Consider the following 26,439-nt stretch of genomic DNA (forward strand, 5'->3'; position numbering starts at 1 on the left):
TTTCTACGGCATAAGAATAATAAAGTTACTATAAATTATAGTCCTTCGCCAGCAAATAGGTTTCACGGGAGCGAGGCCTGGAAGCCTTGGGCTTGCGGATTACTACACGTTTAAAATGTTGCCGAATCTGTTTGACCAGTCCATCAAACCCTTCGCCATGAAAAATTTTTAATAATAGCATACCGCCGGGCTTTAGCGTTTGCTGTGCAAAATCAAAAGCCAGCTCGGCAAGCAACATGGATCTCGGTATGTCGATGGCGGTTGAGCCGCTCATATTGGGCGCCATATCGGACAAAACGATATCCACCCCTTCAGCTGGAGCCAGAGTCAGCAATTGCTGTAAAACTGAATCGTTACGAAAATCACCCTGAATAAATCGCACGCCGGGTATTTCATCCATGGGTAAAATATCCAAGGCGAAAACCTGTCCCCGTCCAGATAAAGATTCCGCAGCATATTGCGACCATCCTCCAGGTGCCGCTCCCAAATCAACCACTGTCATGCCAGGCTTAAATAAGTGCTCGCGCTCATTGATTTCTATAAGTTTATAGATAGCCCGGCTACGATATCCTTCAGCCTGAGCTTTTTTTACATAAAAATCATCGAAATGCTCTTGTAACCATCGTTTACTGCTTTTGGAGCGAGGCATAGTACTTTTTTGGAATGCTTAATTTATCTTAATCATACTGAAAAATACTGTCATTTCCCAGCAATACGTGCAATAATTTATCATTTTTTTGAAATATACCGGCATGGCCTAACCTGGGGCAGGCAAAATTTTTTTTGCAAAATACGCTAAAACTGCCCGATGCCATCCAATATTACGGGAACTGATATGCAACCGTCATTTAAACAAACGCTCAAAGCAAAGGCCCATCATTTAAAGCCTGTGGTGATTCTTGGCACAAAAGGATTAACGCCTGCCGTCATTGAAGAAACACATAACGCATTGCTGGCACATGAACTCATTAAAGTCAAAATAAGCGGCATCGAAAAAGAAGAACGGATTGCGACCGCTCTTGATTTGGCGGATAAGCTCAAGGCTGAACTGGTGCAGATGATAGGCGGCATCGCCGTGCTTTACCGCAAAAACGAAAATCAGCAGTAACAGCCGGGCAAGATGCCGTTATTGCTCAAATAGGGAACGCAGCCAGGGCTTGGTTAAAATTTGATTAAGCCAAAAACGCAATCGGCCGATCTTTTTACCGGCATTTATTTCTCGCCTTTTTTCACGTATATTATTGATATTTTTGTGAATTTACTTGCGCTTATAGCGAGTTTCTCAGCGGCTATCGCTTGCCAGCCGAGAGAAAATTCTATTCGTGCATCATAACAATCACTTTAATATGGCGATTTTAAACCCTAATTCTTCTGATACATTAAAACGCATTGCCCTCAAATACCTGCATGGGGAAGCAATCGACGTGGTGCGGGTTCGCCTGCAAATAGAATGCGCTGAATTTAATGAAGGTGCCAAGCAGCTTTATAAAGCCGTGCCCTTAGCCGTTGATAGACAGGACCCATATATCCACGCTATTTTAATTTCTCTTGGCATTCATCCCAAAACCCAAAGCGGCGAATATGAAAGGCTTTTGGAAAAATCCAAGTCGCTTTATGACTTGTTGGTTCATCTTTCTCATGGCGGCCATCAGCAAATCGCTGATCTTTTAACACTGATCGAAGCCACAAAACCCAGAAGAAACTGGACCCCCCTTTTGTTGCTGGGCAGCGGCTTGACTGCCATGGTGGGCGGAATAATCTATTATAAAAGGCAGTACGTTGAAGCGGTGTTCGAATGGTTCAAGCGCACTCTTCCTTTCGTCATCAACTGGTTCAGTAAAACTTTCTCCGTCTTGAAAAGCTTGCCTTTACTGGGCATTCTATTCAACAGCTTAAGCTTGGTTTGGAGCTGGTATTTGACATTGAGCAGTGGAACCATATCCCTCACCCAAAAAATCAGTTCCCTGTTTTTTACATCTTTAACCCTTGGCCTTAAGATTTCAGCCTACTTATTTTCTTATCTGGCAGGCGGCATTATGGGATACCCTGCCGCAACCTTATTTGTTTTAAGCGCAAGCATTGATTTGTTTAAATCACTTTTTGAACTGGGTACAAATATTTACGCCTTAGCAAAGCTGCCTGCCTTGCAGGAAGAAGATGAAGGCAATTGGGTCAAGCAAGCAGAATTCATACGCAAAAAAAACTTCCATCAGCGCAGCCTCCAGGGCGCCTGGGTAAGCCTTGTTGCAGCAATATTGACCACGATTGCTGTGGCAATCTGGTGTTTTTCTCCCCCAAGCCTTGCTGTTGCTGTCTGCTCTGTTGTTTTTATCACGTTAATCGCTCTGGCAAAAAATTCCATCTTGACCCATATCAATGAATATTATGCGCAAAGCCTGCAAAAATCTATCCGAAGCATTGAAGCTGTGCCAAGCCTTGAGGTTTATCCGTCAAGACAAAGCATACGCTACAGCCAGCAGCTGCATGATCTTCAGAAAAAAATTCAAACGCTCGAAGAAAAGGAGCAGAATTTGCAAGAACCGGAGAAAAAATTAGCCCGGCGCAAATTGACAATTGATAATCGCCGCCGTGAAAAAAACGAGCAAGGAACTGAAGGGGTTTTAAACAATTCATCTTTAACCAGATTCTCCCTGTTTCAGCCGAATGCAAACAAGGCAGAGAACCTTGTTGAACTTCAAGGCATGGAAGATGAATTTCCATCAAGGCGCACCAAATCATTAGATTTATTTTAGACTGCGAGCTCGGACATATTGCTAACTGCAATGCTTTCTGGCATTTTTAATGAGCAGGAAACCATGGCAAAAGCTTCAACCTGACAGGGAAATGTATGCGCTATTATTTTTTGTTTATTCTCTTTTTATTCGGCACATGTTGCGCCCAAAACTCTAACCCCCTCTATGAAGCTGTCATTGACTTCCCTGCAAAAAATAGCCTGCAGGCAAACCTGAAACTTGGTTTGCAACTGGTCATTAACCGGCTAACCCCCGGCGAAAATGATTTGGAAAACCCGGTGATTCAATCAACCAATGCGAATACACTGCCTCACACACTCCATTATCAGACCATGCAACACAGGCCCAAGCTTTATATCCAATTTGAACCCAAAGCCATTAACCAGCTCATGGAACGGGCAGGCCAGCAGCCATGGATAAAGACAAGACCGGTACTTCAGACCTGGGTAGTGATGAGACATAGGCTTGAATGCCATTTCGCCAAAGCAGAGCAATATCCAGAATTATTTAAATCCCTCCAAACTGCTGCTGAAAAAAAAGGGTTAAAACTGGAGTATCCAACAGTTGCACTGATGAGCAAAACCAAACCTGAGGTGAGTATCAGCGAGCGCCTGCCCATAAGCGAAAAATTCGCCAAGCTGCCCCAGCCCCATCCCCCCGTAGCAGTCCTTGTTATTGAATTTAACACCAGTAATTCAAAAGGAGAACTTTGGGAGTCCTGGGATGCTTTTTTTCAGGGTGAATGGAGCAATAACCAGGCCATACAAACCACTGCTCAATCAGCGGGGGATTACAGCATCAAGGGCGTAAGCAAGTTCCTGTTTAAGGTGGCTGAGGAGCGAAAAATGACTTCGCATTCCATCTATCTCAATATCCACCATATTGACACAGCAGAAAGCTTTGAGAATCTCGATGAATATCTTCAGCATATTCCTGGCGTGCTGAAGACCAGTATTAACAGCGTGACAGCTGATACAGTATTGTATACACTTGATCTCAATATTCCAACAGAGCTATTGGAAAACAGGTTGAATAATAAATATGAACGCCTTCCTGACATTCCAGGTGAGAACATAATTAATTATCGTTTTAAAACATGATTCTTCAATACATACCAAATATACTGACCATCTCCCGTTTGGTATTAATAGTGCCTTTTTTGATTTTTCTGTATCAAAAAGAATATGCACAGGCGTTCTACATTTTTTTTCTGGCTGGCTTAACCGATGCTTTGGACGGCTGGATTGCCCGCCGCTTCAATTGCCAAAGCGCTTTAGGTTCATTTATTGACCCTCTGGCTGATAAAGTTCTAATTGCTGTAAGCTTCATTTCTCTGGCCTTAATAGGCAAACTGCCCTGGTGGCTTGTCATTTTAGTATTTTTACGCGATATCACCATTTCTTTAGGGGTTATTGCCTGGTATTCCCTGATACGGCTTAAGATAACGTTTAACCCCACCCGTTTAAGCAAGCTCAATACCTTGCTACAATTATTGCTGGTTACCATTTGCCTGTTTGAAATTGCTTTTTTTTCTTTTTTTCCGTACTTTGTTACTGTCTTGATTTGGCTGACCGCCTTAACTACAGCAGGCAGTTATGTTGATTACGTATGGACATGGGGAAAAAAAGCCTATTGGATAGCACAATCAAACAAATCATAATGTAAAGCCCATATCCATGCTGGCGTTAAGGCAGCGGAGTTAAGCGCTTGCATCATGATAATTCACATGCTTTTACCATATTGACTGAGAAGTAATCATGAACCGACAGTTAGCCTTGGCCATTCACTTGAATGATGAAGCGAATTTGGCTGACTTTTGTTGGAACAACAATCCATTGCTGCATCAGGAGATAACGCAAACCTTAAATGGGCATGGCGAACGATTTCTTTATCTTTGGGGTTCGCGGGGGTGCGGCAAAACCCATCTTCTACAGGCATGTTGCCAAAGCCATTTACAGCAAACCAGCATTTATTTGCCGCTGGCCATGTTAAAAGAATGGGGGCCTGAGATCCTGCGTGATCTGGATCAGCAATCCTTGATAGCCATTGACGATATTGATGTGATTGCCGGCAATAATCACTGGGAAACAGCACTGTTCCACTTATACAACCGCATCCGTGATAATCATCAATCCATATTACTCATATCAGGCCGAAATCCTCCCCAGGGTTTAGCCATCAAGCTTCGTGATCTGCAATCCCGCTTAAGCTGGGGGTTGGTGTTGCAAATTCGAGAACTGGCTGACGATGATAAAATTAATACCTTAAAATTACATGCAAGAAGGCGTGGCCTTGAATTGAGTTCCGCTGTATGTCAATTTTTGTTGAATCGTTCTTCACGTAACATGCATGATTTGCAGCTCTTGTTAAACCGGCTCGATGAAGCATCGCTGATTGCCCAGCGCAAAATTACCATTCCTTTCATCAAGGAGATTTTAAACATTTAAGGTAATGGCACACTTCAACAGTTACCATTTGACTTTATCGCAACATCAGCTACATTTAACTAACTGATCATTTTTCTAGGGAAGGAAAGATGAACGATTGGTATGGCGCTATAAGTTCAAAAATATTCTATGCAGGAAGCAGGCACAAGGTATCGGCATCCCTTGAGCAGTCGCTTTTGGCATTCACCAGGCAACATTATGATAATTTAAGTCAGCTGCAATTTATCCTGCAGCCGGAGGCGGAGGGGTTTTTCATTGTCTATTATAATAAAGACCACAAAATCATTGGTTTTACCCGGACGAAGCAACAATCAATCAAGTATCGTGGAAAAATCATTCAGGTTTTAAGCTCCCAGCTATTCAATCAATCCGGGTGCAATCTCTACTCTCTTACAGCGCGTCTCATCCTGACAGAAATCATGAAATATAAACTGGCTAACCCCCAGGAGAACTTAATGTATTTCACCTGTGTGTCGTCCAGTGATAGATATCGATTTCTCTGCCAGCTAAATAAAACCATTTACCCCAATGCCTTTGAGAAAGAACCGGAAGAACTTTGGGACATTGCAGCCAGAATCAAAGTATTAAACGGCTGGCGCCCTTGTCCCAAGCACCCGATGATGATAAGCGGGATGCCAACACCGAAAATAAAATTATGCGATAAAGAGCCTCTGAAAAGCAGGGACTATTACACTGTATTAAATGCTGACCCTGCAGCAGGGGAAGCATTACTGGCCTATGTTCCGCTTTCTTTAGATGCCATAGGCCATAGCATTAAACATTTAGTGCAAAATCAAACCGCTTCCTAGAAGACAAGTCCTCCATTGAACGCGTCCGCCTGAAAAACGTGTTGCCAGGATGCATGGGCGTATGCGGTAGAATAAATGGTTCATTATCACGCTGGTTATCCCTGGTATCGCAAGCCACAATCGTTAAGCGTAATTGTTCTTCAAGCTTGGCAAGCTTGCCACTTTGTTCTGCGACTTCTTCACTTTTTAAGGTATCAATTTTTTCTTGATCAAGGCCAAACCAGCGGCCCACCAGATTTTCAACGCCTGGGCGCTGTACAAACCAATAACCACAAAAAGCGGCAAGTCCAATCACAACACCAGTTGCAATGATCGGCCAAAAAGTGGGGGAAATGGAAGCCACGAATAATCCAGCGATCGCAGTAGCTGTAGCCTGCCCGGCAAAAAAACCGCCACCAAAATACAAAATGCCGGTTGCGGCTGCTGTCACGAATTTTAAAATTCTTAACAAAGGGTTTTGCAAAGACTTATCATATTGCTCGCCGCATTTTTGCAGAGCCTCATTTTGCTTTTTTAACGAGGCGACCAATTGTTGCAATTCCTCTAACTCCTCACGTGTCAAATCCTCCGCTATTGCTGATTTTATTTTTTTGCGCACGCATTTAATCTGCTCTGCCTGCTCCAGGTAAATATCAAGCAACCCTCGTGCCTGGCTTAAAGGGATATCCAGATTTTTTGAAATTTCAAGCAGGTCAAACCCAAAAAAAACCGCAACAGATAAGAGGGAGAAAGCAAGGCCTGCTGCAAATACCACAGCCGCGGGAATTGCGCTAAACATCCCAAGAATAGAAGCGATTGCGTCATACCCCTCACAAACTGCAAAAACCACGCCGCCAATAATAAGCATACCAAATAACATCCTTTTAATGAGCGAAGGGGATTTTGCTTCTTTTTTCTTTTTTCGTTCCTCTTCATTCAAATAGGCATGGTGCAGATCGGCAAACAATGAAGCCTTCAGCGCTTCATAGCGAAAGCGCAGATTTTTGGGGCAAGCAAAATCACGCTCAAGCCAGGTATTTAATGCCTGAAGAGTGATCTCTGTTTGCGAAACATCACATGGCAGAGGAATGTCAGTTTGTTTTTGTAACTTTGCGATACACTCCTGGGTCTTGTCGCTTAATTTGATCAATTTCATACGTTATTTTCCATCCAATGAAACACTCCCGGCATTGAGAATCTTGTTTTTTGCTCAGTGCCGGATGTTATTTGCGATTTTAAAATCTTTGGTTATGCAAAAAGAATATTTATTGAACAATATTATAGGTTTTTTATTAACAAAACATTAGCTGAACTGTAAGGAGAGCGTAAAAATTGAAAAAAATACATAAAATTATAAAAAAAAACACTTAGCGTCCCATTAAACGGGTTAATGGAGGCGAAAGAAGCCACAGCAGCATAGCGATGGCCAGGGTAACGAGCCCAATAGCGGCAAAAACGTTGGTATAGATCATTAATGATTCAATACCTGGGGCAACATGTTCCGGCAAGGCAGTAAATGAAGCGACATAGGCGCCAATAAATGCTGCAAGTGCCGGAGTCAAAAACCACATGCCCATCACAAAACCCGCAATTTTTGCAGGCACCAGTTCCGCTACCATGGCTACCCCCAATGCAGAAATCAAAAGCTCCCCCACACTTTGCAAACAATAACTGGCAACCAGCCACCAAGAGGACACCATCCCTGAATCATCATGCAGAAAACGGGCAAAATATAAAATAAGAAAGCTTAAGCCGCAAAGCGTCATGCCCAGAGCAAACTTGTAAGGAATGGCAAACCGAACCTGCCGACGATAGAGCTTTTCATAGGCTGTCGCCATGACAGGGCTCATTAAAATTATCCAAATGGGATTTAATGCCTGAAAACTCTGCGGATCAATGGGAATGCCAAACAAATTAGGATAAACATTATTCACTGCAAATAAATTTAAAGAAGTCGGCATTTGCTGATACAGGGTAAAAAACACCACCCCTTCCAGCATCAAAAAAAAAGCCAGCAGCATGCGCAATAATACTTCATTTTTTTCTCGGCGCATGTACATAAAATAAGTAATCAAGACCATAATCATGATTGCCCAGACGATATCCTTGGCGATCATGACATGCTGAATAAGATAGGCAGACCCAATAGTAGCCAGCAATACACCAATGAGCACTATATTCCATTGCCAAAGCGTAATGCTTCGGGAATCGGCGATGGTTTGGATATCAGCAATATGCTTGCGCTGAAAAAAATAATTCATGAGGCCAAGCAATAAGCCGATAAAACTCAGGAAATAAGCATACGGGTAGCCATAAAGCGCAGACAGCGTGGGTCCCGCAAAAAGAGCCAAGGTAGAGCCTATGTTCACTGCCATGTAATAAAGCGTAAATCCGCCGTGCAAGCGGTGGTCTTTTTTTTCATAACATTTGGCCAAAAGGCTTGAAGGATTCGCTTTAAATAAGCCATTGCCGACGCAAATTAGCCCAAGAGCCAGAAACACCTCTTCCCGATTGGCGAAAGTCAGTGCGCCATAGCCTGCCGCAAGAGTTATTAAGCCAAGAACCATGGTGCGCTTGGTGCCGAGTATTGTGTCGCCGAGATAGCCGCCAATAGCGACCATGCCGTAAACCAGAGCAGAGAATGCACCAAAAGTGTAATAAGCGGTTATATCATCAAATCCGAGATAACGGATGAAATAGAGGGTAAGGATTCCCTGAACAGTATAAAAACCAAAACGTTCCCATATCTCCAACATAAAAATCATGTAAAAAGCCCTGGGTTGCTCACAAAACAAGGCCACCATGATTGGCTCCATTCCCTGGAAGAGATAATTTTACCTTATACTACCTGAAAAATTTGCACAAGTATGACACGCCATAGAGTGACTCATGTCTTGGGATTGTTGATTTTCGGAGGCTTCACAGAAGGCGCTTTTCCCCTCGCCAGGTTAAAAGAAAAAAATGAATACCAAGGGGAGGAATAGCTCAAGGCAGCACCAGATTTTTTGGGCTCTGTTGCTGTTTTTGTTTTTTCTGCTGACTGATTTTCAGCAGTCTGGCTATTGCCTTTTTTCGGATTATCGCTCTTTTGAGCCAATTGGTTGAGTACCGTAGCCTGGGACTCATGAACAACATTCAATTGCGGAGCAACCTCATTTTCCTGCTGTACGCCTTCTTCCTTGCTGGTTGGTGCGCTTATTTTTTCCCGTATCCAGGCCGCGAAATTTTTGATGAGAGGATAGGTCACCCGGGCTACAATGTATAATGTGCCAATGGCAGCTCCAGCCAACAATATACCAAGGCCTGCCGGCGGAAAATATAAGTAGGTCACAAGGCCAATTAAGGCCAGGGCAGATAGCCCAACTCCGACTGTTTTGTCTGCCAGGCCGCCCATGCCGCGTTTTAATTTCTTTTTTTCATACTTTTCTTTTCTCTCATGCAAGTTTTGCAGCTTCTCTTTTTGCGATGCAAACGTCTGATGCAGCTTCTCAATTTTTGCAGTATATTCCTGGATAACTTCCTTGTTCTTTGCTTTTATAGCCTCCTGCAGTTTGGATTCATATTCTTTGGCCTGCTCTTGCAATGTTTTCAGTTTTGCGTTTTCGCCTTTGATGGCTTTGTTGATCTTGTTTAATTCCTGCCTGACTTCTTGCCTGCGCTGAAAAAACCAGGCCATGCTGAATATGCTGACCCCTAACCCCATCACCCCAGTTAAAAGCGCAATGGGGGCAGCAGCCGCAGGCACGGCAAGAGCTGTTATGGCAAGTCCCAGCAAAATACCGGCATACAGCCAGCGTGCGTTCTTGGACAACGTAACCGGTGATTTTTCACCGAGCATCCAGGAAGAAAGATACAAGGCAGGAATGCGGATAAAATCCAGCGCAGCAAATGCAATCCCTGCATACTGGAAACTATCGGCAATGGTATGGGAAGTGGCGCGCAACGCATTTGAAATGCTTTTTTCAATGGCTATCAGCTGAGCTATAGCCGAGCCGATACCAATCACGTTATTGCCTATTCCAGTCAAAAGCGGCAGAAATTTTAAGGCCAAAATTAACTTGGAACGTTCTTTCGCGGTGGGAGAAAATTCGGGATCTGCAAGCATTTCCTGAGCTTTTTGCAAATACGCTTCAGGACTCAAGCGGACGGACTCTTCATTATCTGTTTCCATGGACACTACTCCCCCGTTTCTCCCCATATATATAAGTGTATCAATAAAAAATTAAGATAACATTAGCATATTTTTTGCGCTAAAAGCTTTAAAAACAACACATGGCAAGTCATTTTGCATCCCTTATCTTAATTATTCTTGCCAGAGGCCATGGCTTCAACTATATTTTTTTTAAACTTATTTTATTTGTAATTATCTACAGCTATGGCAAAAAAAGCTCTGTATTTAGCCGGAGGCGGTGCGCGCGGTGCTTATCAAGCCGGAGCATTGAAAGCCATAGCCCATATATTAAAGGTCAAATCATTGCCTTTTGCTATGGTAAGCGGGGTCAGCGTTGGCAGTATTAACGCTGCCATCATTGCCCAGTACGCCGATGATTTCAATGCCGGAGTAGAAAAACTGGAAGCGCTGTGGAGCAACATCCACTGCATGGACATTTTTAATACCAGCAATTATGAACTTGGTAAATCGGTTGTTCGCAACCTCAGTCACCTGATTATCAAACAACGCCACTCCGGCCATCTTTTGGATACCAAGCCGTTACACCGGTTCATTCAGGAACATATTGATTTTGACCGGATTAAAGCCAACATCACCGCCTCGCATCTTGAAACCATGGAAGTGATAAGCAATTGTTATGAAACCCAACAAACCATCTCATTTTACCAGCATCATGAGACTGAGTTTGAAGATTGGCACTATCCCCGCCATATCAGCCAGCGGGTTGATATGGACATGGAACATATACTTGCCTCCAGCGCCTTGCCTCTTTTTTTTCCAACCGTCAAAATCAACGGCTTTCATTATGGCGACGGAAGCATTGGACTGGTCTCTCCCTTAAGGGGCGCCGTGCGCTTTAACATGGAAAAAATTTTGATTCTGGGAACCCGACAATTACCCATATTCATCGAGGCTGAAAAACTGCGCAATGGCGATATTGGTTTTGCCCATATTTTGGGGAACATGTTAAACGGTTTATTTCTTGACAACCTGGACCGTGATATTGAAATGGTCAATCGCATGAACGATATTGCACGCCTGCTCTCCATGTGGAAAAAACGCCATTCGCCCTGGCGGCCAATCGAAACCTTGCATTTGCGCCCAAGCATCAATATAGCGCAAATAGCCCAGGCGCAATACCAGGCCATGCCCGCGCTGTTGCGTTTTTTATTGAATGTATTGGGAGCGCAAAGCCATTCTGGCGACTTATTGAGTTTTCTATTATTTGAAAAAGAATTTACTCTCGAATTGATTGAGCTTGGATATCAGGACACGCTCGCCTCTTCCGAAGCAGTCATCAAGTTTTTTAATTAAACAGACTCTATTTCCCGCATGACACGGACTAATAGGGTCTATTATGCTTAAGCCTCATTTATGGAAAAGCATTGCCACATCGATTGCATCAAAAACATACTGTTGATTACAAAATTCACAGGTAATTTCGACCTGTTCGCGTTCCTTGAGCAGTTGTTTTAAATCCTCTTCCCCTAATATGGTTAAAGCCTGCTTCATTTTTTCTCTACTGCAGCGGCAATGAAAGCGTACGGTTCTCGGTTCAAATAAACGAATATCTGTTTCATGATATAAACGGTGTAAAATTGTTTCATTATCAAGGGATAACAATTCATCCTCACTAATCGTTTGCCCGAGCTGGACGGCATATTCCCAAAATTCTTCTTTTTGCGCCGTATCCTGCCCCGGCATTAACTGCAAAAGCATTCCGGCTGCCTGGTGCTCATTCACCGCAAGCCAAACACGGCTCGATATCTGTTCTGATTGGGCAAAGTAATACATGACGTTTTCGCCCATCGAAACTGAACGGATAGGCACCACACTTTGGTAAGCTTTGGGTTGATTGTACTGATTGATTGTCAGCACCATTTTCCCCTGCATAAATGATTCATGATATTCATTCAGGTTGCCCTCCTCCTTATACTTTGCAAAGCCCCTGATTTGCAGTTCATGATCGCACTGGGCCAATAATAGCGGCAAATTCTCGTCCCCATGAAATTGCAGGCTGATTTCCCCCTGAAATTTAATGCTTCCAGCCAGAAGAAGGCAAGAAACCAAAGCTTCTCCTAATAAACGCCGGATCGCGGGAGGATAAGGGTGCTGCTTCATGATGGTTTGATAGGCTGCATTGAGATAAGCAATTTCACCGCGAATATTGGCATGTTCAAAAAGGAAACGTTGCAAAGAATCGTGTTTCATAAGTTTCATGAGGATAAAAACGTTTATTTTAGCACAGAATCATTCCAGAATTGTTTCAAAGGGGAAAAATTTACAGCTTACGGTTCCATTTTCTCATTCTTTTCAATAACCAGCTACTATGATAAGTTTGCAGGAATTGTTACAAAGACGGTATTCATATGTCATTCAAAGATATGATTCTTCAAGGTATCCCTGATTCACTTCCCGACAAACAAGCTTATGACCAAACCATCAGCCATGCTCCTGTGCGCAAGGACTGCCTGAGCCGGGAAGAAAAAAAACTGGCCGTTCGGAATGCTCTTCGCTATTTTAAGCAAAAGCATCATCCGGTATTGGCTAAAGAATTTGCAGAAGAATTAGAACATTACGGGCGAATTTATATGTACCGCTTTCGTCCGCAATATGAGATGGTTGCGCGCTCCATTGATGAATATCCTCACCGCTCCAGACAGGCCGCAGCCATTATGATGATGGTGCAGAATAACCTTGATCCCAAGGTCGCCCAGCATCCGCATGAACTCATCACTTATGGCGGCAATGGCGCTGTATTTCAAAATTGGGCGCAATACCTTATAACCATGCAGTACCTTGCAAAAATGACTGATGAACAAACCCTGGTCCTATACTCAGGACATCCGCTGGGTCTTTTTCCGTCCCATCCTGATGCGCCGCGGGTTGTCATCACCAACGGCATGATGGTTCCTAACTATTCAAAACAAGAGGATTGGGAAAAATTTAATGCTTTGGGCGTGACCCAATACGGCCAAATGACGGCTGGGTCTTTTATGTACATAGGCCCGCAGGGAATTGTGCATGGCACTACCATCACCATTTTGAACGCAGGACGCATCATTTCAAAAAAAGGCGAAAGTTTAAAAGGAAAATTATTTGTTTCCTCAGGGCTTGGCGGCATGTCCGGCGCGCAGGCGAAAGCCGCAGTTATTGCGGGCGCAATCGCGATTATTGCGGAAATCAATCCCATGGCAGTCAGCAAGCGCCATAAGCAGGGCTGGGTAGATGAAGTTTACGATAACCTCGAGGCTCTTTTTCAGAGGCTGCAATCCGCCCAAAAAAACCAGGAAGCAGTTTCACTCGCCTATCAAGGAAACATTGTTGATTTGTGGGAAGCGCTGGTTTTAAAGAATATTTTTGTCGACATAGGCTCTGATCAGACTTCACTGCACAACCCCTGGGCTGGCGGCTATTATCCTGCAGGACTTTCCTTGACTGAATCGCAGCATATGATGGTGCACAATCCAGAGGCGTTTAAACAGGCTGTGCAACAATCTCTAGTCCGCCAAACCCGCGCAATCGGCGCCATGAGTGCCCGCGGGATGTATTTTTTTGATTACGGCAATGCTTTTTTATTGGAGGCAAGCCGCGCGGGCGCTGATATATTAAACCCTGATGGGTCTTTCAAATACCCGTCTTATGTTGAAGATATTATGGGACCCATGTGCTTTGATTATGGCTTCGGCCCCTTCCGCTGGGTATGCACTTCAAACAGTGCGGACGACCTCGCTTTAACTGATGAACTGGCAACCCATGTTTTGGAATCGCTGCTGAAAGAAGCGCCGGAAGATATTAAGCAACAACTGGCGGATAATCTGCAATGGATAAAAGCTGCCGGCCAAAATAATTTGGTGGTCGGTTCAAAAGCCAGAATTCTTTATGCCGACGCAACAGGCAGGATTAAGCTTGCCCAGGTATTCAATGACGCTATCCGCCAGGGAAAAATTACGGCACCTGTTGTGTTAGGGCGAGATCACCATGATGTATCAGGCACTGACTCGCCCTATCGCGAAACAGCCAATATATATGACGGCTCGCGTTTCACTGCCGATATGGCTGTGCAGAATGTGATTGGCGATTCTTTCCGGGGGGCAACTTGGGTATCCTTACACAATGGCGGCGGTGTTGGCTGGGGAGAAGTGATCAACGGCGGCTTTGGCTTGGTCCTTGATGGCTCAACAGAAGCAGAAAGACGCCTTAAATCCATGCTGTTTTGGGATGTGAATAACGGCATTGCAAGAAGAAGCTGGGCCAGGAATCAAGGCGCGCTGTTTACAGCGCAAAGGGCCATGCAGGAGGAGCCGCGCCTCTTTGTGACTTTGCCGAGCCTCGTTGATGACCAGTATCTTGAAGGATTATTTTAAGTAAGTTTAAGCAATAGCCCTCTTGCTCGTGCGCGGCTGTGTGAAGCGTATTTGTTCATCGGCATATCCGTGCCATAATGCCTCTTTTTTGGACGAGGTTGGATGAATGATGCTTAACCCACAACAATTGGCTGCAGTAAAATACATTGATGGCCCATTGTTAGTGCTTGCTGGAGCCGGGAGCGGAAAAACGCGGGTAATCACGCAAAAAATCGCCTATCTCATCGAAGCATGCGGGCTCAAGGCACGAAATATCTTTGCTGTGACCTTCACCAATAAAGCAGCTAATGAGATGCGCGAGCGGATTTACGGCATTTTACCCGCTGCCAAAAGACGCGGCCTTAAAGTTGCAACTTTTCATACGCTCGGGCTTGGCATGATTAAACAGGATGTTAAAAGGTGTGGGTTAAAGGCCGGATTTTCCATATTTGATGCAGAAGACAGCCTGCAGTTGCTGCGTAATCTTTTACCCGTTGCCCGCGCATCCGACCGTGAAACGTTGTTGAAGATGCAGCAGCAGATTTCTGCATGGAAAAATGAGTTGCTGGCGCCAGAAGAAATCCTGCAAAAAGATCTTGATTCACCCTGGGCAAGTGAAGCCGTCGGCATTTATCCGCGCTATCAACAAGCGCTGCAGGCATATAATGCTGTTGATTTCGATGATTTGATCCGACTTCCTGTTTATCTCTTGCGGCAGTTCCCTGATATCCGCGAACACTGGCAGAACAACATCCGCCATTTATTAATCGATGAATATCAGGATTCCAACACCAGCCAATATGAACTGGTTCGTTTACTGGTTGGGCATCACGCAAGGTTTACCGTAGTAGGCGATGATGATCAGTCAATTTATGCCTGGCGAGGGGCAAGACCTGAAAATCTTGCGAAATTGCAGCATGATTATCCGCAATTAAGGATCATCAAATTAGAGCAAAATTACCGCTCAACCTCCTTAATCCTCAATGCAGCAAATCACTTAATCGCCAATAACCCTCACCTTTTTGCCAAAAAATTGTGGAGTGAACTGGGCCATGGCGAAGTGATTCGGGTTTTATGCTGCAAGGATGACGATCATGAGGCAGAACAGGTCGTTGCGGATTTAATCAGCCATAAACTTAAAAATCGCAGTCAGTATGGGGATTATGCGATTTTATACCGCAGCAATCACCAATCCCGGGTTTTTGAAAAAATCCTCCGCCATCATAGCATTCCCTACCGCATCAGTGGCGGCCAATCCTGGTTTTCCCGCACTGAAGTCAAAGATATTTTTGCTTATATTAAGCTGTTGTGCAACGAAACAGATGATGCATCTTTTTTACGCATCATTAACATCCCCAAACGCGGCATCGGCGAGGCAAGCCTTGCGGCGCTTGGCAACTATGCCGAGTCCCGCGGGCTTAGCCTTTATCACTGCTGTGATCATCTGGCACTCTCTGAATATCTGACCGAGCGCCCCCGCGAAGCCTTAGTATCTTTTAAACGCTGGCTTGAGGAAGTTAAGCAAAAATGCGGCCAGGGCAATACAGTTGAAGCGTTGCGCGAAATGCTGACCGATAGCGGCTATGAAAGCTATCTTTATGAGCAGTGCGATTCACCGTTAAAAGCACAAAAACGCATGGATAATATCCTGGAACTGCTTGAATGGATAGGAAAAATGCTGACACGCGAGCCAGAAAGCACGCTTTCTGATGTGGTTCAAAAACTCATTTTAATTGACATTCTCGAACAAGCGGATGAGCAGGATTGCAACACCCTGCAGCTGATGACGCTTCATGCCTCAAAAGGGCTGGAATTCCCCTATGTTTACCTGGTCGGCATGGAAGAAGAATTGCTGCCCCATCGCGTCAGCATGGAGGAGGAACAAATTGAAGAGGAAAGACGCCTTGCCTATGTTGGCATTACCCGCGCCCAAAAAGCCTTGGTGTTAACCCTCGCTAAGCAGCGAAAACGTGCCGGCGAGCTGCAAGATTGCCAACCCAGCCGCTTTTTGGATGAATTACCTAAAGACTCATTGGAATGGTATGGCAATCCGCAAGAACGGGATGAGGCCAAGTCCAAAGCGCTGGCACGCTCACACCTGGCCGGACTTAAAAATTTATTGCAACAGGATTCAACCGGCTTTTAAACCTAGGCGTTCCGGCAACTCGTTCTCCAAAAACTCCTGAGTGCGGGTTTTGCGTCCGAAACCAAAGAAACGGTGCCGATTAATGGAGTCATTTTGGGCACATGAGCCAATCGTTTTCTGTACCTCTTCCCCATTGTCAAGCCGTAAATTAGCCTGCAGGTCGCTAAGCGCTCCTTGTTTTTGCCTTGCCAGGCGGTAACCAATGATGGAGCCTTGCAGGTGCTTTTCCTTAAAGCGCTGAACGCGGTAAATGGCCTGCTCTTTAGTCCATTGCCCGGATGGGCGCTCGGCATGTTCAGCTACAGTCACGCTTTGTTTTTCCGCAATGCCCAATTGTTTCTCCAGGGCACGCCAAGGCTTAAGTTTTGGTTTTTCAGAATTAAACTGGCTTGCCACAAAATCCCAGCCCGCAGCCAGAAGATAAACCGGGGCAAAGCAAAGCTTCAGAAAACGGGTGGGCAAATCAGCCTCATGGCTGTGGCTGTGACCCGCACTTAAGCGTTCTTCCAGCAAAGCTTTTGGATCATGCTCATGGTGGTCGCCATGATGGTGATGCTCATGATCGATAAAATAATGAGCATCTTCAAACCCTTCGCTGATAATACCAAGAAGCGCTGAAAGAATCTGCGGAATGCCAGGCACTCGATCAGCTGTAACGCCAATGCTGATTAAATGACCAAGAAATAATACGATCCTTAAAGGGGCAAGCGTCAGTTTCAGCAATAATCGGAACGGATTCAACATTTGCAGCGCATTTTCATGCTGCCAAACATGCCAAAAACCCTCTTTTAACCGATGAAAACCACGGACAAAAAAGTTTTCTTGGGCTTTCACCTCACTTTCAATCATTTCCAGAGTTTCGCTGGTGTTTTGCAGATTAAATACCACTGAGGAAAAACCCGTGATGACAGGATTAATAACCCCCATGATAAAAGCAGGCATCTTGGCCATCCAGCTGAATAAAGGACGGGCCTGTTTAGCCACTGTCCACCAGGTGCCTGCTGTACAGATGGTGAGCGCCAGAGCAAGAACGACGAGCACCAGCGCAGTAGCCGGCATGAAGATGTTGCCTTTTTTCAAGTCATCGATAACCTTTCTGCCCCACTTGCGGATGGTATCGTTGTTGATCATGTCGGTTACGGCATTGTAGGTCAAAAGACCATAGGCAACGCCTGCAACAAGCGCCATGGGCACAATCGCCAATGGCCAAAGCCCAAAAGGAATGGCCGCAAGGGCAGGAATCACAGAAAAAGCTTCTACCAGAAGATATGTGGTACCAAGCCCCATAAACGCGCCTGCCAACACGCTGAATGCCTTGGCGAGATGGTAATAAATCCGGTTTCGGTTAAATTTGTCACGGGCAGCCTGCGCCTTATTCACTGCAAGAAAATCCTGCAATTCCTGCTCATAATCAGTCAATTGCGAGCTTCCTCGCAAAAACAATTGCTCTGCGAACCAATGCTCCATATCGCGCAATGTTTTTTCGATCTGTTTTTTGCTTTTTTTGCTTTCCTTATCCAGGCGTTTATGGCTGAACTGGTGCAAAAGCTGCAGTTGCGCTGCATAATCTTTGAAAAACTGCGGACAATCGTTTGCTTTGGTATCTTCCGGGAAATGGGCCAACAGGTACTCATTGGCTATCTGGCGCTGCAAATATTTGTGCTTGAAGAGCTTATTGAGTGCGCCATTAATATTTTGCAGATAAATTTCTCCTTCATAAGCGACAGAAAGAACAAATGCAGCAAATGCCAGCGGGAGAAGCGGGATTAAGGCATACATGCCGCCAAAACTTAAAAAACCTAGAATTAAACTGGCACCTCCAGTCAACAGCAGCAACATGAGGTAATAAGGTATTTTTTTTATTTTCATAAATGAACTCACCCAGAATAAAAAATGGTACTTTATAACAAATGAAAATGATTATCAACAACAAAAATTAGCCAACGCCATTGCGTTTTTTATCGCCGCTCACAATGATGGGCAGTAGAGATGGACTGGTTTGAGATCTGTTGGAAGCCCATTGTTGCCATTAGAAATGCTTGGCAATGGCTGAAGAAGCCGGGCAGGGCATATTGTTATGCTTAAACCCCGGCGCTTATCAATTTTCTTTCATAGATATTTTATCTGCCGCGGGCGGGCAGCGATGACTTTGAATGACTTGACCATAGGCATCCACAGTTTCAAGGCATATCGGGAATTTCCAAAGCGTGTAGAGATGCTTTAGGACTTCCTCTGTTGTTTTGCCAAGTGGAATGCGGTTATGTTGGGTATGGCGCAGGGTTAAAGTACGGTCACCTTCCATATCTACAGAGTAGATCTGAATATCAGGCTCAAGATGCCCAAGATTGTATTGGCGCGACAGAGCTTCTCTGATTGGTTGATAACCGCTTTCGTCATGAATTGCGCCGACCACTAATTCAGGATGCTGATCATCATCGACAATATGAAAGAGTTTCAATTCCCGGATAACGTTGGGAGACAAAAATTGTGCAATGAAACTTTCATCCTTATAATTGCGCATGGCATTATCAAGGCTTGCCAGCCAGTCGGTATTGGCAAGATGAGGAAACCAGCGTTTATCTTCCTCGGTCGGATTTTCACAGATGCGCCTGATATCCTGCATGATGTGATAACCCAGCGTATATGGGTTAATGCCGGAATAATAAGGGCTGTTATAAGGCGGTTGCATAATGACATTGGTGTGGTTTTGCAACACTTCCAGCATGAATTCATCCGTGACCAACCCTTCATCGTAAAGCGCATGCAAAAGGGTATGATGCCAGAAGCAGGCCCAGCCTTCATTCATCACCTTGGTTTGCCCCTGAGGATAAAAATACTGGGCAATCTTTCTGACAATGCGGACAATCTCCCGTTGCCAGGGTTTAAGTAAAGGCGCATTTTTTTCAATAAAATAAAGAATATTTTCCTGGGGCTCTTCAGGAAACCTCTTTTTTTCATAATATTCATTGACTTCTCGACTGCGAGGGATTGTTCGCCATAGCTCATTCACCTGCGATTGCAAATACATTTCCCGATTTTGCTGGCGAATTTTTTCCTCCTGGATAGATAATGGCGATGGATGCTTGTAGCGGTCAACCCCATAATTCATCAATGCGTGGCAAGCATCGAGTGTTGCCTCCACTTCATCGATGCCATAACGCTCCTCACATTCGCTGATATAATTGCGGGCAAAAACGAGATAATCAATAATCGCATCCGCAGAAGTCCACATTTTAAATAAATAATTATTCTTGAAAAAAGAATTGTGGCCATAACAGGCATGGGCAATAACCAGCGCCTGCATGGCTATGGTATTTTCTTCCATTAAATAGGCAATACAGGGATTTGAATTGATCACAAGCTCATAGGCAAGACCCATTTGGCCGCGCTGATAGCTTTTTTCAACACTGACGAAATGTTTTCCAAATGACCAATGATGGTAGCCGATGGGCATGCCGACAGAGGCATAGCAATCCATCATCTGTTCCGCCGTTATGACTTCGATCTGGTTGGGGTAGGTATCGAGCCTGAACTCTTTCGCAAGCCGGGCAATTTCTTGATCATAAGCCTGCAGCAATTCAAATGTCCATTCAGCTCCAGTTGATAACGGTTTCTTTTTCATACCGTTTTCCTTTTGAATAATTCTCTAAACACAGGATAGATATCATTGACGTTATCGATATTTTCCATGGCAAAATTAGGGTAGCGTTTTTGTATCTGTTGATAGACTTCCCACAGGCTTTGATGATGGCGCGGCATGATTTCAATATAAGCAAAATATTGCAAAAGCGGCATGATTTTTTCTTGCAACAGTTCCAGGCAATAGGGAGAATCAGCGTTCCAGTTATCCCCATCGGATGCCTGGGCGACATAAATATTCCAGCGCGACGGACTGTAGCGCTCTTCAATGATGTGGCTTAACAGCTCAAGCGCACTTGACACCACAGTGCCTCCCGTCTCACGGGAGTAAAAAAAGTCTTCCTCGGAAACCTCTTTGGCAGACGTATGGTGGCGGATAAATACCAGCTCGATTTTTTCATAATTTTTGGTTAAAAACAGATACAGCAAAATAAAGAAGCGCTTGGCTATATCTTTTTTTGGCTCATCCATGGAACCTGAAACATCCATGATGCAAAACATCACAGCCTGGGTTGAAGGCGCCGGAATACGAATCCTGTTGTTGTAACGGAGATCAATGGTATCTACAAAAGGTACGGCACTGATTTTCTTTTTTAAAAATTCAATATCACGCTCCAGACGCAAAATCGCCAATTGTTCTGCGTTGGGATTTGCCTTGAGCTGTTGCAGTTTCTCTTCAGCTTCACGCAATTGCCGCTTGTAGGGAGACGCCAAAGCCACGCGCCGGCCTGTCGCCTGGCGCATGGAACGAATCACATTAATATTAGTCGGCGTGCCGCTCGTTGTGACGCCTGCCCGTACGGTTTTATAGGTATTGACCCGCGCCAGTTCCTTTTTAACCAAGTCCGGCAATTCCAGGTCTTCAAAATACAAATCCAAAAATTCTTCCCGGGAAAGCTGAAAAATAAAATCATCCTCGCCTTCGCCCTGATTGCTGGCCTGGCCGCCACTGCCGCCGCCCTGAGCGCTGGGGCGCTTGATGCGGTCGCCTTTGATGAATTCATCATTACCCGGCAATACCCGCTCAACGCGCCCTCCTGTTCCATGACTGAATCGCGGCTCAGAAATATCCTTGGCAGGAATGGTAACCTGCTCGCCTTGATCGATCTCGGTGATGCTCCGCTTACTCACTGCATCGGAAACAGCACGCTTAATCTGCTTCTTATACCGCCTGAGAAAGCGTTGGCGGTTTACCGTACTTTTTTTTCCGGCATTTTGCCGTCGGTCAATTAACTGGGTCATCATCTTATCCATCAACCTTTGGCGCGTCGTTGAATTTTACCCGCTGCTATTGTGATTTACGCACCCGCAAATACCATTCACAAAGCAGACGAACCTGTTTGGGGGTATACCCTTTTTCCACCATGCGCGCGATAAATTCCTCGTGTTTTTTCTTATCATCTTCTGAGGCTTTGGCATTGAAGGAAATAACCGGCAATAAATCTTCCGTATTAGTGAACATTTTCTTTTCGATCACGGTGCGCAATTTTTCATAACTGTTCCAGCGCGGATTTTTGCCCTGATTATTTGCTCTTGCGCGCAATACAAAATTGACCACTTCATTGCGGAAATCCTTGGGATTGGAAATGCCTGCGGGTTTTTCAATTTTTTCCAGCTCAAGGTTCAACGCAGCGCGGTCAAAAATTTCGCCGGTATCCGGATCACGGTAATCTTGGTCCTGGATCCAAAAATCAGCATAGGTGATATAGCGGTCAAAAATGTTTTGGCCATATTCTGAATAGGATTCAAGGTAAGCAGTCTGAATTTCCTTGCCGATAAATTCCACATATTTGGGCGATAGAAACTCTTTTAGGAAATTGAGATATTTTTCGTGCAGTTCCTGCGGGAATTGTTCCTGCTCGATTTGCCGCTCCAAAACGTAGAGCAAATGGACAGGGTTTGCTGCCACTTCAGCATGATCAAAATTAAATACCTTGGATAAAATTTTAAATGCAAAACGGGTTGAAATACCGCTCATTCCTTCATCCACGCCAGCAAAGTCGCGGTATTCCTGATAGGATTTTGCCTTTGGATCGGTGTCTTTCAGGCTTTCCCCGTTATAAACGCGCATTTTTGAGTAGATACTTGAATTTTGCGGCTCTTTCAATCGCGTCAGCACGGAAAATTGGGCCAGCATATCCAGCGTTCCCGGAGCACAGGGCGCTTCTGACAGCGAGCTGTTATCGATCAGTTTGCGGTATATTTTAATTTCTTCTGAAACCCGCAAACAATAAGGAACCTTGACAATATTTATCCGGTCGATAAATGCTTCATTATTTTTATTGTTGCGGAAACTTTGCCATTCAGCCTCATTGGAATGAGCGAGAATAATTCCTTCAAACGGAATGGCGGATAATCCCTCAGTCGCATTATAATTGCCTTCCTGAGTGGCGGTCAGCAACGGATGCAACACCTTAATGGGCGCTTTAAACATTTCAACAAATTCAAGCAAACCGCGGTTCGCCCGGCATAATCCCCCGGAATAACTGTAAGCATCAGGGTCATCCTGTGAAAATTCTTCAAGCTTTCGTATATCCACTTTTCCAACCAGGGATGAAATATCCTGGTTATTTTCATCGCCGGGCTCTGTTTTTGCGATCGCAATTTGGCGGATGCGCGAGGGTTTTACCTTAACCACACGGAACTGATTGATATCGCCGTTGAATTCATGCAATCGTTTAATGGCCCAGGGCGACATCACATAACGCAGGTGACGGCGGGGAATGCCAAAGCGTTCAAACAGCAAATCCCCGTCTTCCTCCGGATCAAACAAGGACAATGGGGAGTCAAAAACAGGCGACCCTTTAATGGCATAAAAAGGTATTTTTTGCATTAGATCTTTTAACTTTTCTGCCAGTGATGACTTCCCGCCGCCCACGGGACCCAGCAAATAAAGCACTTGTTTTGTTTCTTCCAGACCCTGGGCTGCATGTTTTAAAAATCCGACAATTTGCTCTATGGGCTCCTCCATGCCATAAAATTCGCTGAATACTTCATAGCGTGGAATAATTTTATTAGAAAATATACGGGATAATACCGGATCATGGCGTGTATCAATCAATTCCGGCTCACCGATTGCCATCAAAAGCCTTTCTGCAGGATTGGCATAGGCGGAAGGATCCGTGCGGCATAGCTCCAGATACTCATCAAGGGACAATTCTTCTTCTTTGTTATCCACAAAGCGGCGGGTATAGCCGGCTAAAAAATCTTGTGTATTCATAAGTTATCCTCGTCTACATATCCACACGACCTTCCCCACAATCATGACATCATGGAGAAACAAAATCTTCTTCCATTATCTGAAAACATCTGCCCCAATGAACCAGCCTTGTAACCGGATTAGACCGGGTCACCATCAGGAATTATCTTCAAATTCCCTGATTTGCGAGGCTAAAGCAGGCTACAATATTGATTTTTTGCATCATGCCTTTTCTTTTTTTGCTTTCGCTGGTAAAAAGAAGTTCTTATCTTATTTTCAGTATAGTTGCACTTTAAAGCGATGTGCAAATTCATGATTAATAATCAAATGAAGCCATTTTTTTGTTTTTCATCAGGAGCCCTTTCATGACCCATAAAACAATTTATAGAAAAGATTATCAACCGCCGGCTTTTATGGTGGAAAGCATATCTTTGGAATTTGATTTGCATGAGGATCATGCCCTGGTGCGTAATTGCATGCATTTAAAACGCCAGCACCCAGGTGCGCTGGAATTATATGGGGAAGATCTGGAGCTTATCAGCATACAATTGGATAAAAAAAACCTGGATAAAAGCGCTTATCGCATCCAGGATGGCAATTTGCTGATTGAATCCTGTCCTGACCACCTGGTGCTGGATGTTGTTACCCGCATTCATCCCGAAAACAACACAGAACTTTCAGGGCTCTACCGCACACACCAGTTATTCTGCACTCAATGTGAGGCTGAAGGGTTCAGGCGCATGACTTACTTTCCAGACCGTCCTGACGTATTAACCACCTTTACCACCCGCATCACAGCAGACAAGCAAAAATACCCTGTCTTACTGTCAAATGGGAACCTCTTGGATAAGGGTGAAACAAATGACGGCAGGCATTGGGTTGTCTGGCATGATCCATTTAAAAAACCTTCCTATCTTTTTGCCCTGGTGGCAGGAGATCTGGCCTGCGTGCAGGATACATTTATCACCGCCTCAGGTAAAACCGTGGATCTTAGAGTTTATGTTGAACCTGGAAATGAGGATAAGTGCCAGCACGCCCTAGATTCACTGAAAAAAGCCATGCGCTGGGATGAAGAAGAATATGGGCGAGAATATGATCTTGACATTTTCATGATTGTCGCTGTCAGCGATTTTAATATGGGCGCGATGGAAAACAAGGGCCTGAATATTTTTAATTCAAAATACATCCTGGCAAGGCCAGATACAGCAACTGATCAAGATTATGCTGATATTGAAGGCGTTGTGGGGCATGAATATTTTCATAACTGGACTGGAAACCGCGTTACTTGCCGAGACTGGTTCCAGTTAAGCTTGAAAGAGGGTTTGACCGTATTTCGCGACCAGGAATTTTCCCGTGATATGAATTCTCGCGACGTCAACCGGATTTTGGATGTAAAAGCTCTCTGTAATGCCCAATTTCCTGAGGATAGGGGAGCAATGGCTCATCCTGTCAGGCCTGAATCCTATCAGGAAATCAATAATTTTTATACCGCAACCGTTTATAACAAAGGCGCTGAAGTCATAAGGATGCAGCAGACCCTGCTGGGCAAACAAGGCTTTCGCCGCGGAATGGATTTATATTTCAAGCGCCATGACGGCCAGGCTGTAACCATCGATGACTTTGTCTGTGCCATGGAAGATGCGAATGGCGTGGACTTTTCCCAGTTTAAACTCTGGTACAGCCAGGCCGGCACGCCAGAAATCCGGGTGGAAAGCGATTACCGCGATGGGGAGCTCACTTTGACGCTCAGCCAATCCTGCCGCCCAACGCCTGAATGCCAAAAGAAAAAACCATTCCATATCCCTATAAAATTTGCTTTATTCAACAAAAAGGGAGAGCGTATACCGGTTAACCAGGATATCTTGGAGCTCCGTGAGCAAAGGCAGACTTTCCATTTCACGAATTTACAGGAAAAGCCCCTCATTTCGCTGCTGCGTGATTTTTCAGCGCCTGTATTGCTGCATCATGACATCAGCGATGAGGATTTATTGGATTTGCTGCGTTTTGAACATAACGGTTATGCCAAATGGAATGCGGCATCAACGCTTGCCATTGAACAAGTTGTGAAATCCTATCAGTCTGAGGCGCCACAAAGCTTGCCCAAAACGCTTATTGATGCAATGCAGCATGTTCTGGACGATGCAAAAACCGACAAAGCCTTGCGCGCTGAAATTTTAACGCCTCCAAGCTTTGAGGAAGTGGCGGTGCGTTTAAATGGAATTCATGTCGAACAACTGGAAAAGGCACGGGATGGCTACAGAAAAGAGCTGGGAGGAGGACTTTATGATTCCGCCCGCGCCCATTATGAAGCGTTATGGCAGCGCGAGGACCACATGATGCATAGCGAAGCATACCAGCGCCGCAGATTGCGCAACAGTTGCCTTTGGTTAATGATGAAAGGGAATGAACAAGAGGCAATCACGCTCTGTCAGACGCAGTTTAGCCATGCACGCACCATGACAGATCAAATTGCAAGCTTTGCTCTGCTGGTTAACTGCAAGGATAATGAGCGACGATCCAAAGCCATCGATCAGTTTTATCGGCAGTGGCATCAGGATGAACTGGTGATGGACAAATGGTTTGCCATACAGGCTTCTTGTGAATTGCCGGGCACTTTGGCACATGTACAGAAATTGCTTTCGCACCCTGCTTTCAATTTTAAAAATCCTAATAAACTTCGCTCACTCATCGGTACTTTTTGTTTTGCCAATCATCGCCACTTTCACGCACCGGATGGCAGCGGCTATTCTTTTTTAACTGAAATGCTCCTTAAATTGGATCAATATAACCCGCAAGTGGCAGCCCGACTGGCCACGCCCTTTACCCGCTGGCAACGCCTGGATAAATCAAGGCAGGACTTAATCCAAAAAGAACTTCAGCGGCTCTCCAAAGCTTCCCTCTCTTGGGACTTGCGTGAGATGGTCAGTAAAAGCCTTAATGCCTCCTGACA

Annotated in this window: 19 protein-coding genes; 10 read left to right on the plus strand and 9 right to left on the minus strand. The window is 44.8% G+C overall.

Annotated features, from left to right (window positions below; all coding sequences use genetic code 11):
• Positions 1 to 28: 28 nt before the first annotated feature.
• Positions 29 to 649, minus strand: a complete 621-nt coding sequence (gene rlmE / locus Llon_RS09800; protein WP_058529880.1) for a 23S rRNA (uridine(2552)-2'-O)-methyltransferase RlmE — start codon at positions 647 to 649, stop codon at positions 29 to 31.
• Positions 650 to 835: 186 nt separating this feature from the next.
• On the opposite strand from rlmE, the gene Llon_RS09805 reads away from it, so the two are divergent.
• From Llon_RS09805 to Llon_RS09830, 6 genes are all read left to right on the plus strand, one after another.
• Entirely contained in the window at positions 836 to 1,108 is a 273-nt protein-coding gene (locus Llon_RS09805) for a YhbY family RNA-binding protein (protein ID WP_058530076.1), read from the plus strand.
• Between the two features lie 238 nt (positions 1,109 to 1,346).
• Positions 1,347 to 2,753 carry a hypothetical protein gene (locus Llon_RS09810; protein ID WP_058529881.1) on the plus strand — a complete coding sequence of 469 codons (1,407 nt, stop codon included), beginning with the start codon at positions 1,347 to 1,349 and terminating at the stop codon, positions 2,751 to 2,753.
• 95 nt (positions 2,754 to 2,848) lie between these two features.
• Positions 2,849 to 3,853, plus strand: a complete 1,005-nt coding sequence (locus Llon_RS09815) for a DUF2066 domain-containing protein (RefSeq protein ID WP_058529882.1) — start codon at positions 2,849 to 2,851, stop codon at positions 3,851 to 3,853.
• Positions 3,850 to 4,413: a CDP-alcohol phosphatidyltransferase family protein gene (locus tag Llon_RS09820; RefSeq protein WP_058529883.1), complete on the plus strand. Its 564-nt coding sequence runs from the start codon at positions 3,850 to 3,852 to the stop codon at positions 4,411 to 4,413. The genes Llon_RS09815 and Llon_RS09820 overlap by 4 nt, the downstream gene beginning before the upstream one ends.
• Before the next feature lie 97 nt (positions 4,414 to 4,510).
• The gene (gene hda / locus Llon_RS09825) at positions 4,511 to 5,200 is read left to right on the plus strand and encodes a DnaA regulatory inactivator Hda (protein ID WP_058529884.1); all 690 of its coding nucleotides are present in this window, start codon (positions 4,511 to 4,513) and stop codon (positions 5,198 to 5,200) included.
• Positions 5,201 to 5,289: 89 nt separating this feature from the next.
• Positions 5,290 to 6,009, plus strand: a complete 720-nt coding sequence (locus Llon_RS09830; protein ID WP_058529885.1) for a hypothetical protein — start codon at positions 5,290 to 5,292, stop codon at positions 6,007 to 6,009.
• Here Llon_RS09830 and Llon_RS09835 read toward each other — a convergent pair.
• From Llon_RS09835 to Llon_RS09845, 3 genes are all read right to left on the minus strand, one after another.
• On the minus strand, positions 5,975 to 7,144 hold the full coding sequence (locus Llon_RS09835; protein WP_058529886.1) for a hypothetical protein: 1,170 nt from the start codon (positions 7,142 to 7,144) through the stop codon (positions 5,975 to 5,977). The two genes, Llon_RS09830 and Llon_RS09835, sit on opposite strands and share 35 nt — an antisense overlap.
• Positions 7,145 to 7,355: 211 nt before the next feature.
• Entirely contained in the window at positions 7,356 to 8,792 is a 1,437-nt protein-coding gene (locus tag Llon_RS09840) for an oligopeptide:H+ symporter (protein ID WP_058529887.1), read from the minus strand.
• Positions 8,793 to 8,875: 83 nt separating this feature from the next.
• Positions 8,876 to 10,159, minus strand: a complete 1,284-nt coding sequence (locus Llon_RS09845; protein ID WP_058529888.1) for a coiled-coil domain-containing protein — start codon at positions 10,157 to 10,159, stop codon at positions 8,876 to 8,878.
• A 204-nt stretch (positions 10,160 to 10,363) separates the two neighbouring features.
• On the opposite strand from Llon_RS09845, the gene Llon_RS09850 reads away from it, so the two are divergent.
• Positions 10,364 to 11,473 carry a patatin-like phospholipase family protein gene (locus Llon_RS09850; protein ID WP_058529889.1) on the plus strand — a complete coding sequence of 370 codons (1,110 nt, stop codon included), beginning with the start codon at positions 10,364 to 10,366 and terminating at the stop codon, positions 11,471 to 11,473.
• 54 nt (positions 11,474 to 11,527) lie between these two features.
• Here Llon_RS09850 and hslO read toward each other — a convergent pair whose 3' ends face one another.
• Positions 11,528 to 12,370: an Hsp33 family molecular chaperone HslO gene (gene hslO / locus Llon_RS09855; RefSeq protein WP_412754015.1), complete on the minus strand. Its 843-nt coding sequence runs from the start codon at positions 12,368 to 12,370 to the stop codon at positions 11,528 to 11,530.
• 158 nt (positions 12,371 to 12,528) lie between these two features.
• On the opposite strand from hslO, the gene Llon_RS09860 reads away from it, so the two are divergent.
• Positions 12,529 to 14,526, plus strand: a complete 1,998-nt coding sequence (locus Llon_RS09860) for a urocanate hydratase (RefSeq protein WP_058529891.1) — start codon at positions 12,529 to 12,531, stop codon at positions 14,524 to 14,526.
• A 109-nt stretch (positions 14,527 to 14,635) separates the two neighbouring features.
• Positions 14,636 to 16,651, plus strand: a complete 2,016-nt coding sequence (locus tag Llon_RS09865; protein ID WP_058530077.1) for a UvrD-helicase domain-containing protein — start codon at positions 14,636 to 14,638, stop codon at positions 16,649 to 16,651.
• Here the strand turns inward: Llon_RS09865 and Llon_RS09870 are convergent.
• From Llon_RS09870 to Llon_RS09885, 4 genes are all read right to left on the minus strand, one after another.
• Positions 16,637 to 18,520: a hypothetical protein gene (locus Llon_RS09870; protein ID WP_058529892.1), complete on the minus strand. Its 1,884-nt coding sequence runs from the start codon at positions 18,518 to 18,520 to the stop codon at positions 16,637 to 16,639. The two genes, Llon_RS09865 and Llon_RS09870, sit on opposite strands and share 15 nt — an antisense overlap.
• 229 nt (positions 18,521 to 18,749) lie before the next feature.
• A complete protein-coding gene (locus Llon_RS09875; protein ID WP_058529893.1) occupies positions 18,750 to 20,273 on the minus strand; it encodes a SpoVR family protein in 1,524 nt (507 codons plus the stop codon).
• Positions 20,270 to 21,532, minus strand: coding sequence for a YeaH/YhbH family protein (locus Llon_RS09880; protein ID WP_058529894.1), 1,263 nt, complete (start codon positions 21,530 to 21,532; stop codon positions 20,270 to 20,272). The genes Llon_RS09875 and Llon_RS09880 overlap by 4 nt, the downstream gene beginning before the upstream one ends.
• Positions 21,533 to 21,578: 46 nt before the next feature.
• Entirely contained in the window at positions 21,579 to 23,510 is a 1,932-nt protein-coding gene (locus Llon_RS09885; protein ID WP_058529895.1) for a PrkA family serine protein kinase, read from the minus strand.
• Between the two features lie 344 nt (positions 23,511 to 23,854).
• Between Llon_RS09885 and pepN the strand changes: the two genes are divergently transcribed.
• The gene (pepN, locus tag Llon_RS09890) at positions 23,855 to 26,437 is read left to right on the plus strand and encodes an aminopeptidase N (RefSeq protein ID WP_058529896.1); all 2,583 of its coding nucleotides are present in this window, start codon (positions 23,855 to 23,857) and stop codon (positions 26,435 to 26,437) included.
• Positions 26,438 to 26,439: the final 2 nt, after the last annotated feature.

It is taken from the genome of Legionella londiniensis (assembly GCF_001467825.1).
GTDB classification, from domain to species: domain Bacteria; phylum Pseudomonadota; class Gammaproteobacteria; order Legionellales; family Legionellaceae; genus Legionella_A; species Legionella_A londiniensis.

What these genes read in the sequence shown, in the direction of transcription:
- Llon_RS09880 (WP_058529894.1), bottom strand. Translation starts at nt 21,532, where the DNA reads ATGACCCAGTTAATTGACCGACGGCAAAATGCCGGAAAAAAAAGTACG.
- Llon_RS09865 (WP_058530077.1), top strand. Translation starts at nt 14,636, where the DNA reads ATGCTTAACCCACAACAATTGGCTGCAGTAAAATACATTGATGGCCCA.
- Llon_RS09805 (WP_058530076.1), top strand. Translation starts at nt 836, where the DNA reads ATGCAACCGTCATTTAAACAAACGCTCAAAGCAAAGGCCCATCATTTA.
- Llon_RS09840 (WP_058529887.1), bottom strand. Translation starts at nt 8,792, where the DNA reads ATGGTGGCCTTGTTTTGTGAGCAACCCAGGGCTTTTTACATGATTTTT.
- Llon_RS09885 (WP_058529895.1), bottom strand. Translation starts at nt 23,510, where the DNA reads ATGAATACACAAGATTTTTTAGCCGGCTATACCCGCCGCTTTGTGGAT.
- Llon_RS09830 (WP_058529885.1), top strand. Translation starts at nt 5,290, where the DNA reads ATGAACGATTGGTATGGCGCTATAAGTTCAAAAATATTCTATGCAGGA.
- rlmE (WP_058529880.1), bottom strand. Translation starts at nt 649, where the DNA reads ATGCCTCGCTCCAAAAGCAGTAAACGATGGTTACAAGAGCATTTCGAT.
- Llon_RS09835 (WP_058529886.1), bottom strand. Translation starts at nt 7,144, where the DNA reads ATGAAATTGATCAAATTAAGCGACAAGACCCAGGAGTGTATCGCAAAG.
- Llon_RS09870 (WP_058529892.1), bottom strand. Translation starts at nt 18,520, where the DNA reads ATGAAAATAAAAAAAATACCTTATTACCTCATGTTGCTGCTGTTGACT.
- Llon_RS09845 (WP_058529888.1), bottom strand. Translation starts at nt 10,159, where the DNA reads ATGGAAACAGATAATGAAGAGTCCGTCCGCTTGAGTCCTGAAGCGTAT.
- hslO (WP_412754015.1), bottom strand. Translation starts at nt 12,370, where the DNA reads ATGAAACACGATTCTTTGCAACGTTTCCTTTTTGAACATGCCAATATT.
- Llon_RS09860 (WP_058529891.1), top strand. Translation starts at nt 12,529, where the DNA reads ATGTCATTCAAAGATATGATTCTTCAAGGTATCCCTGATTCACTTCCC.
- Llon_RS09810 (WP_058529881.1), top strand. Translation starts at nt 1,347, where the DNA reads ATGGCGATTTTAAACCCTAATTCTTCTGATACATTAAAACGCATTGCC.
- Llon_RS09875 (WP_058529893.1), bottom strand. Translation starts at nt 20,273, where the DNA reads ATGAAAAAGAAACCGTTATCAACTGGAGCTGAATGGACATTTGAATTG.
- hda (WP_058529884.1), top strand. Translation starts at nt 4,511, where the DNA reads ATGAACCGACAGTTAGCCTTGGCCATTCACTTGAATGATGAAGCGAAT.
- Llon_RS09815 (WP_058529882.1), top strand. Translation starts at nt 2,849, where the DNA reads ATGCGCTATTATTTTTTGTTTATTCTCTTTTTATTCGGCACATGTTGC.
- pepN (WP_058529896.1), top strand. Translation starts at nt 23,855, where the DNA reads ATGACCCATAAAACAATTTATAGAAAAGATTATCAACCGCCGGCTTTT.
- Llon_RS09850 (WP_058529889.1), top strand. Translation starts at nt 10,364, where the DNA reads ATGGCAAAAAAAGCTCTGTATTTAGCCGGAGGCGGTGCGCGCGGTGCT.
- Llon_RS09820 (WP_058529883.1), top strand. Translation starts at nt 3,850, where the DNA reads ATGATTCTTCAATACATACCAAATATACTGACCATCTCCCGTTTGGTA.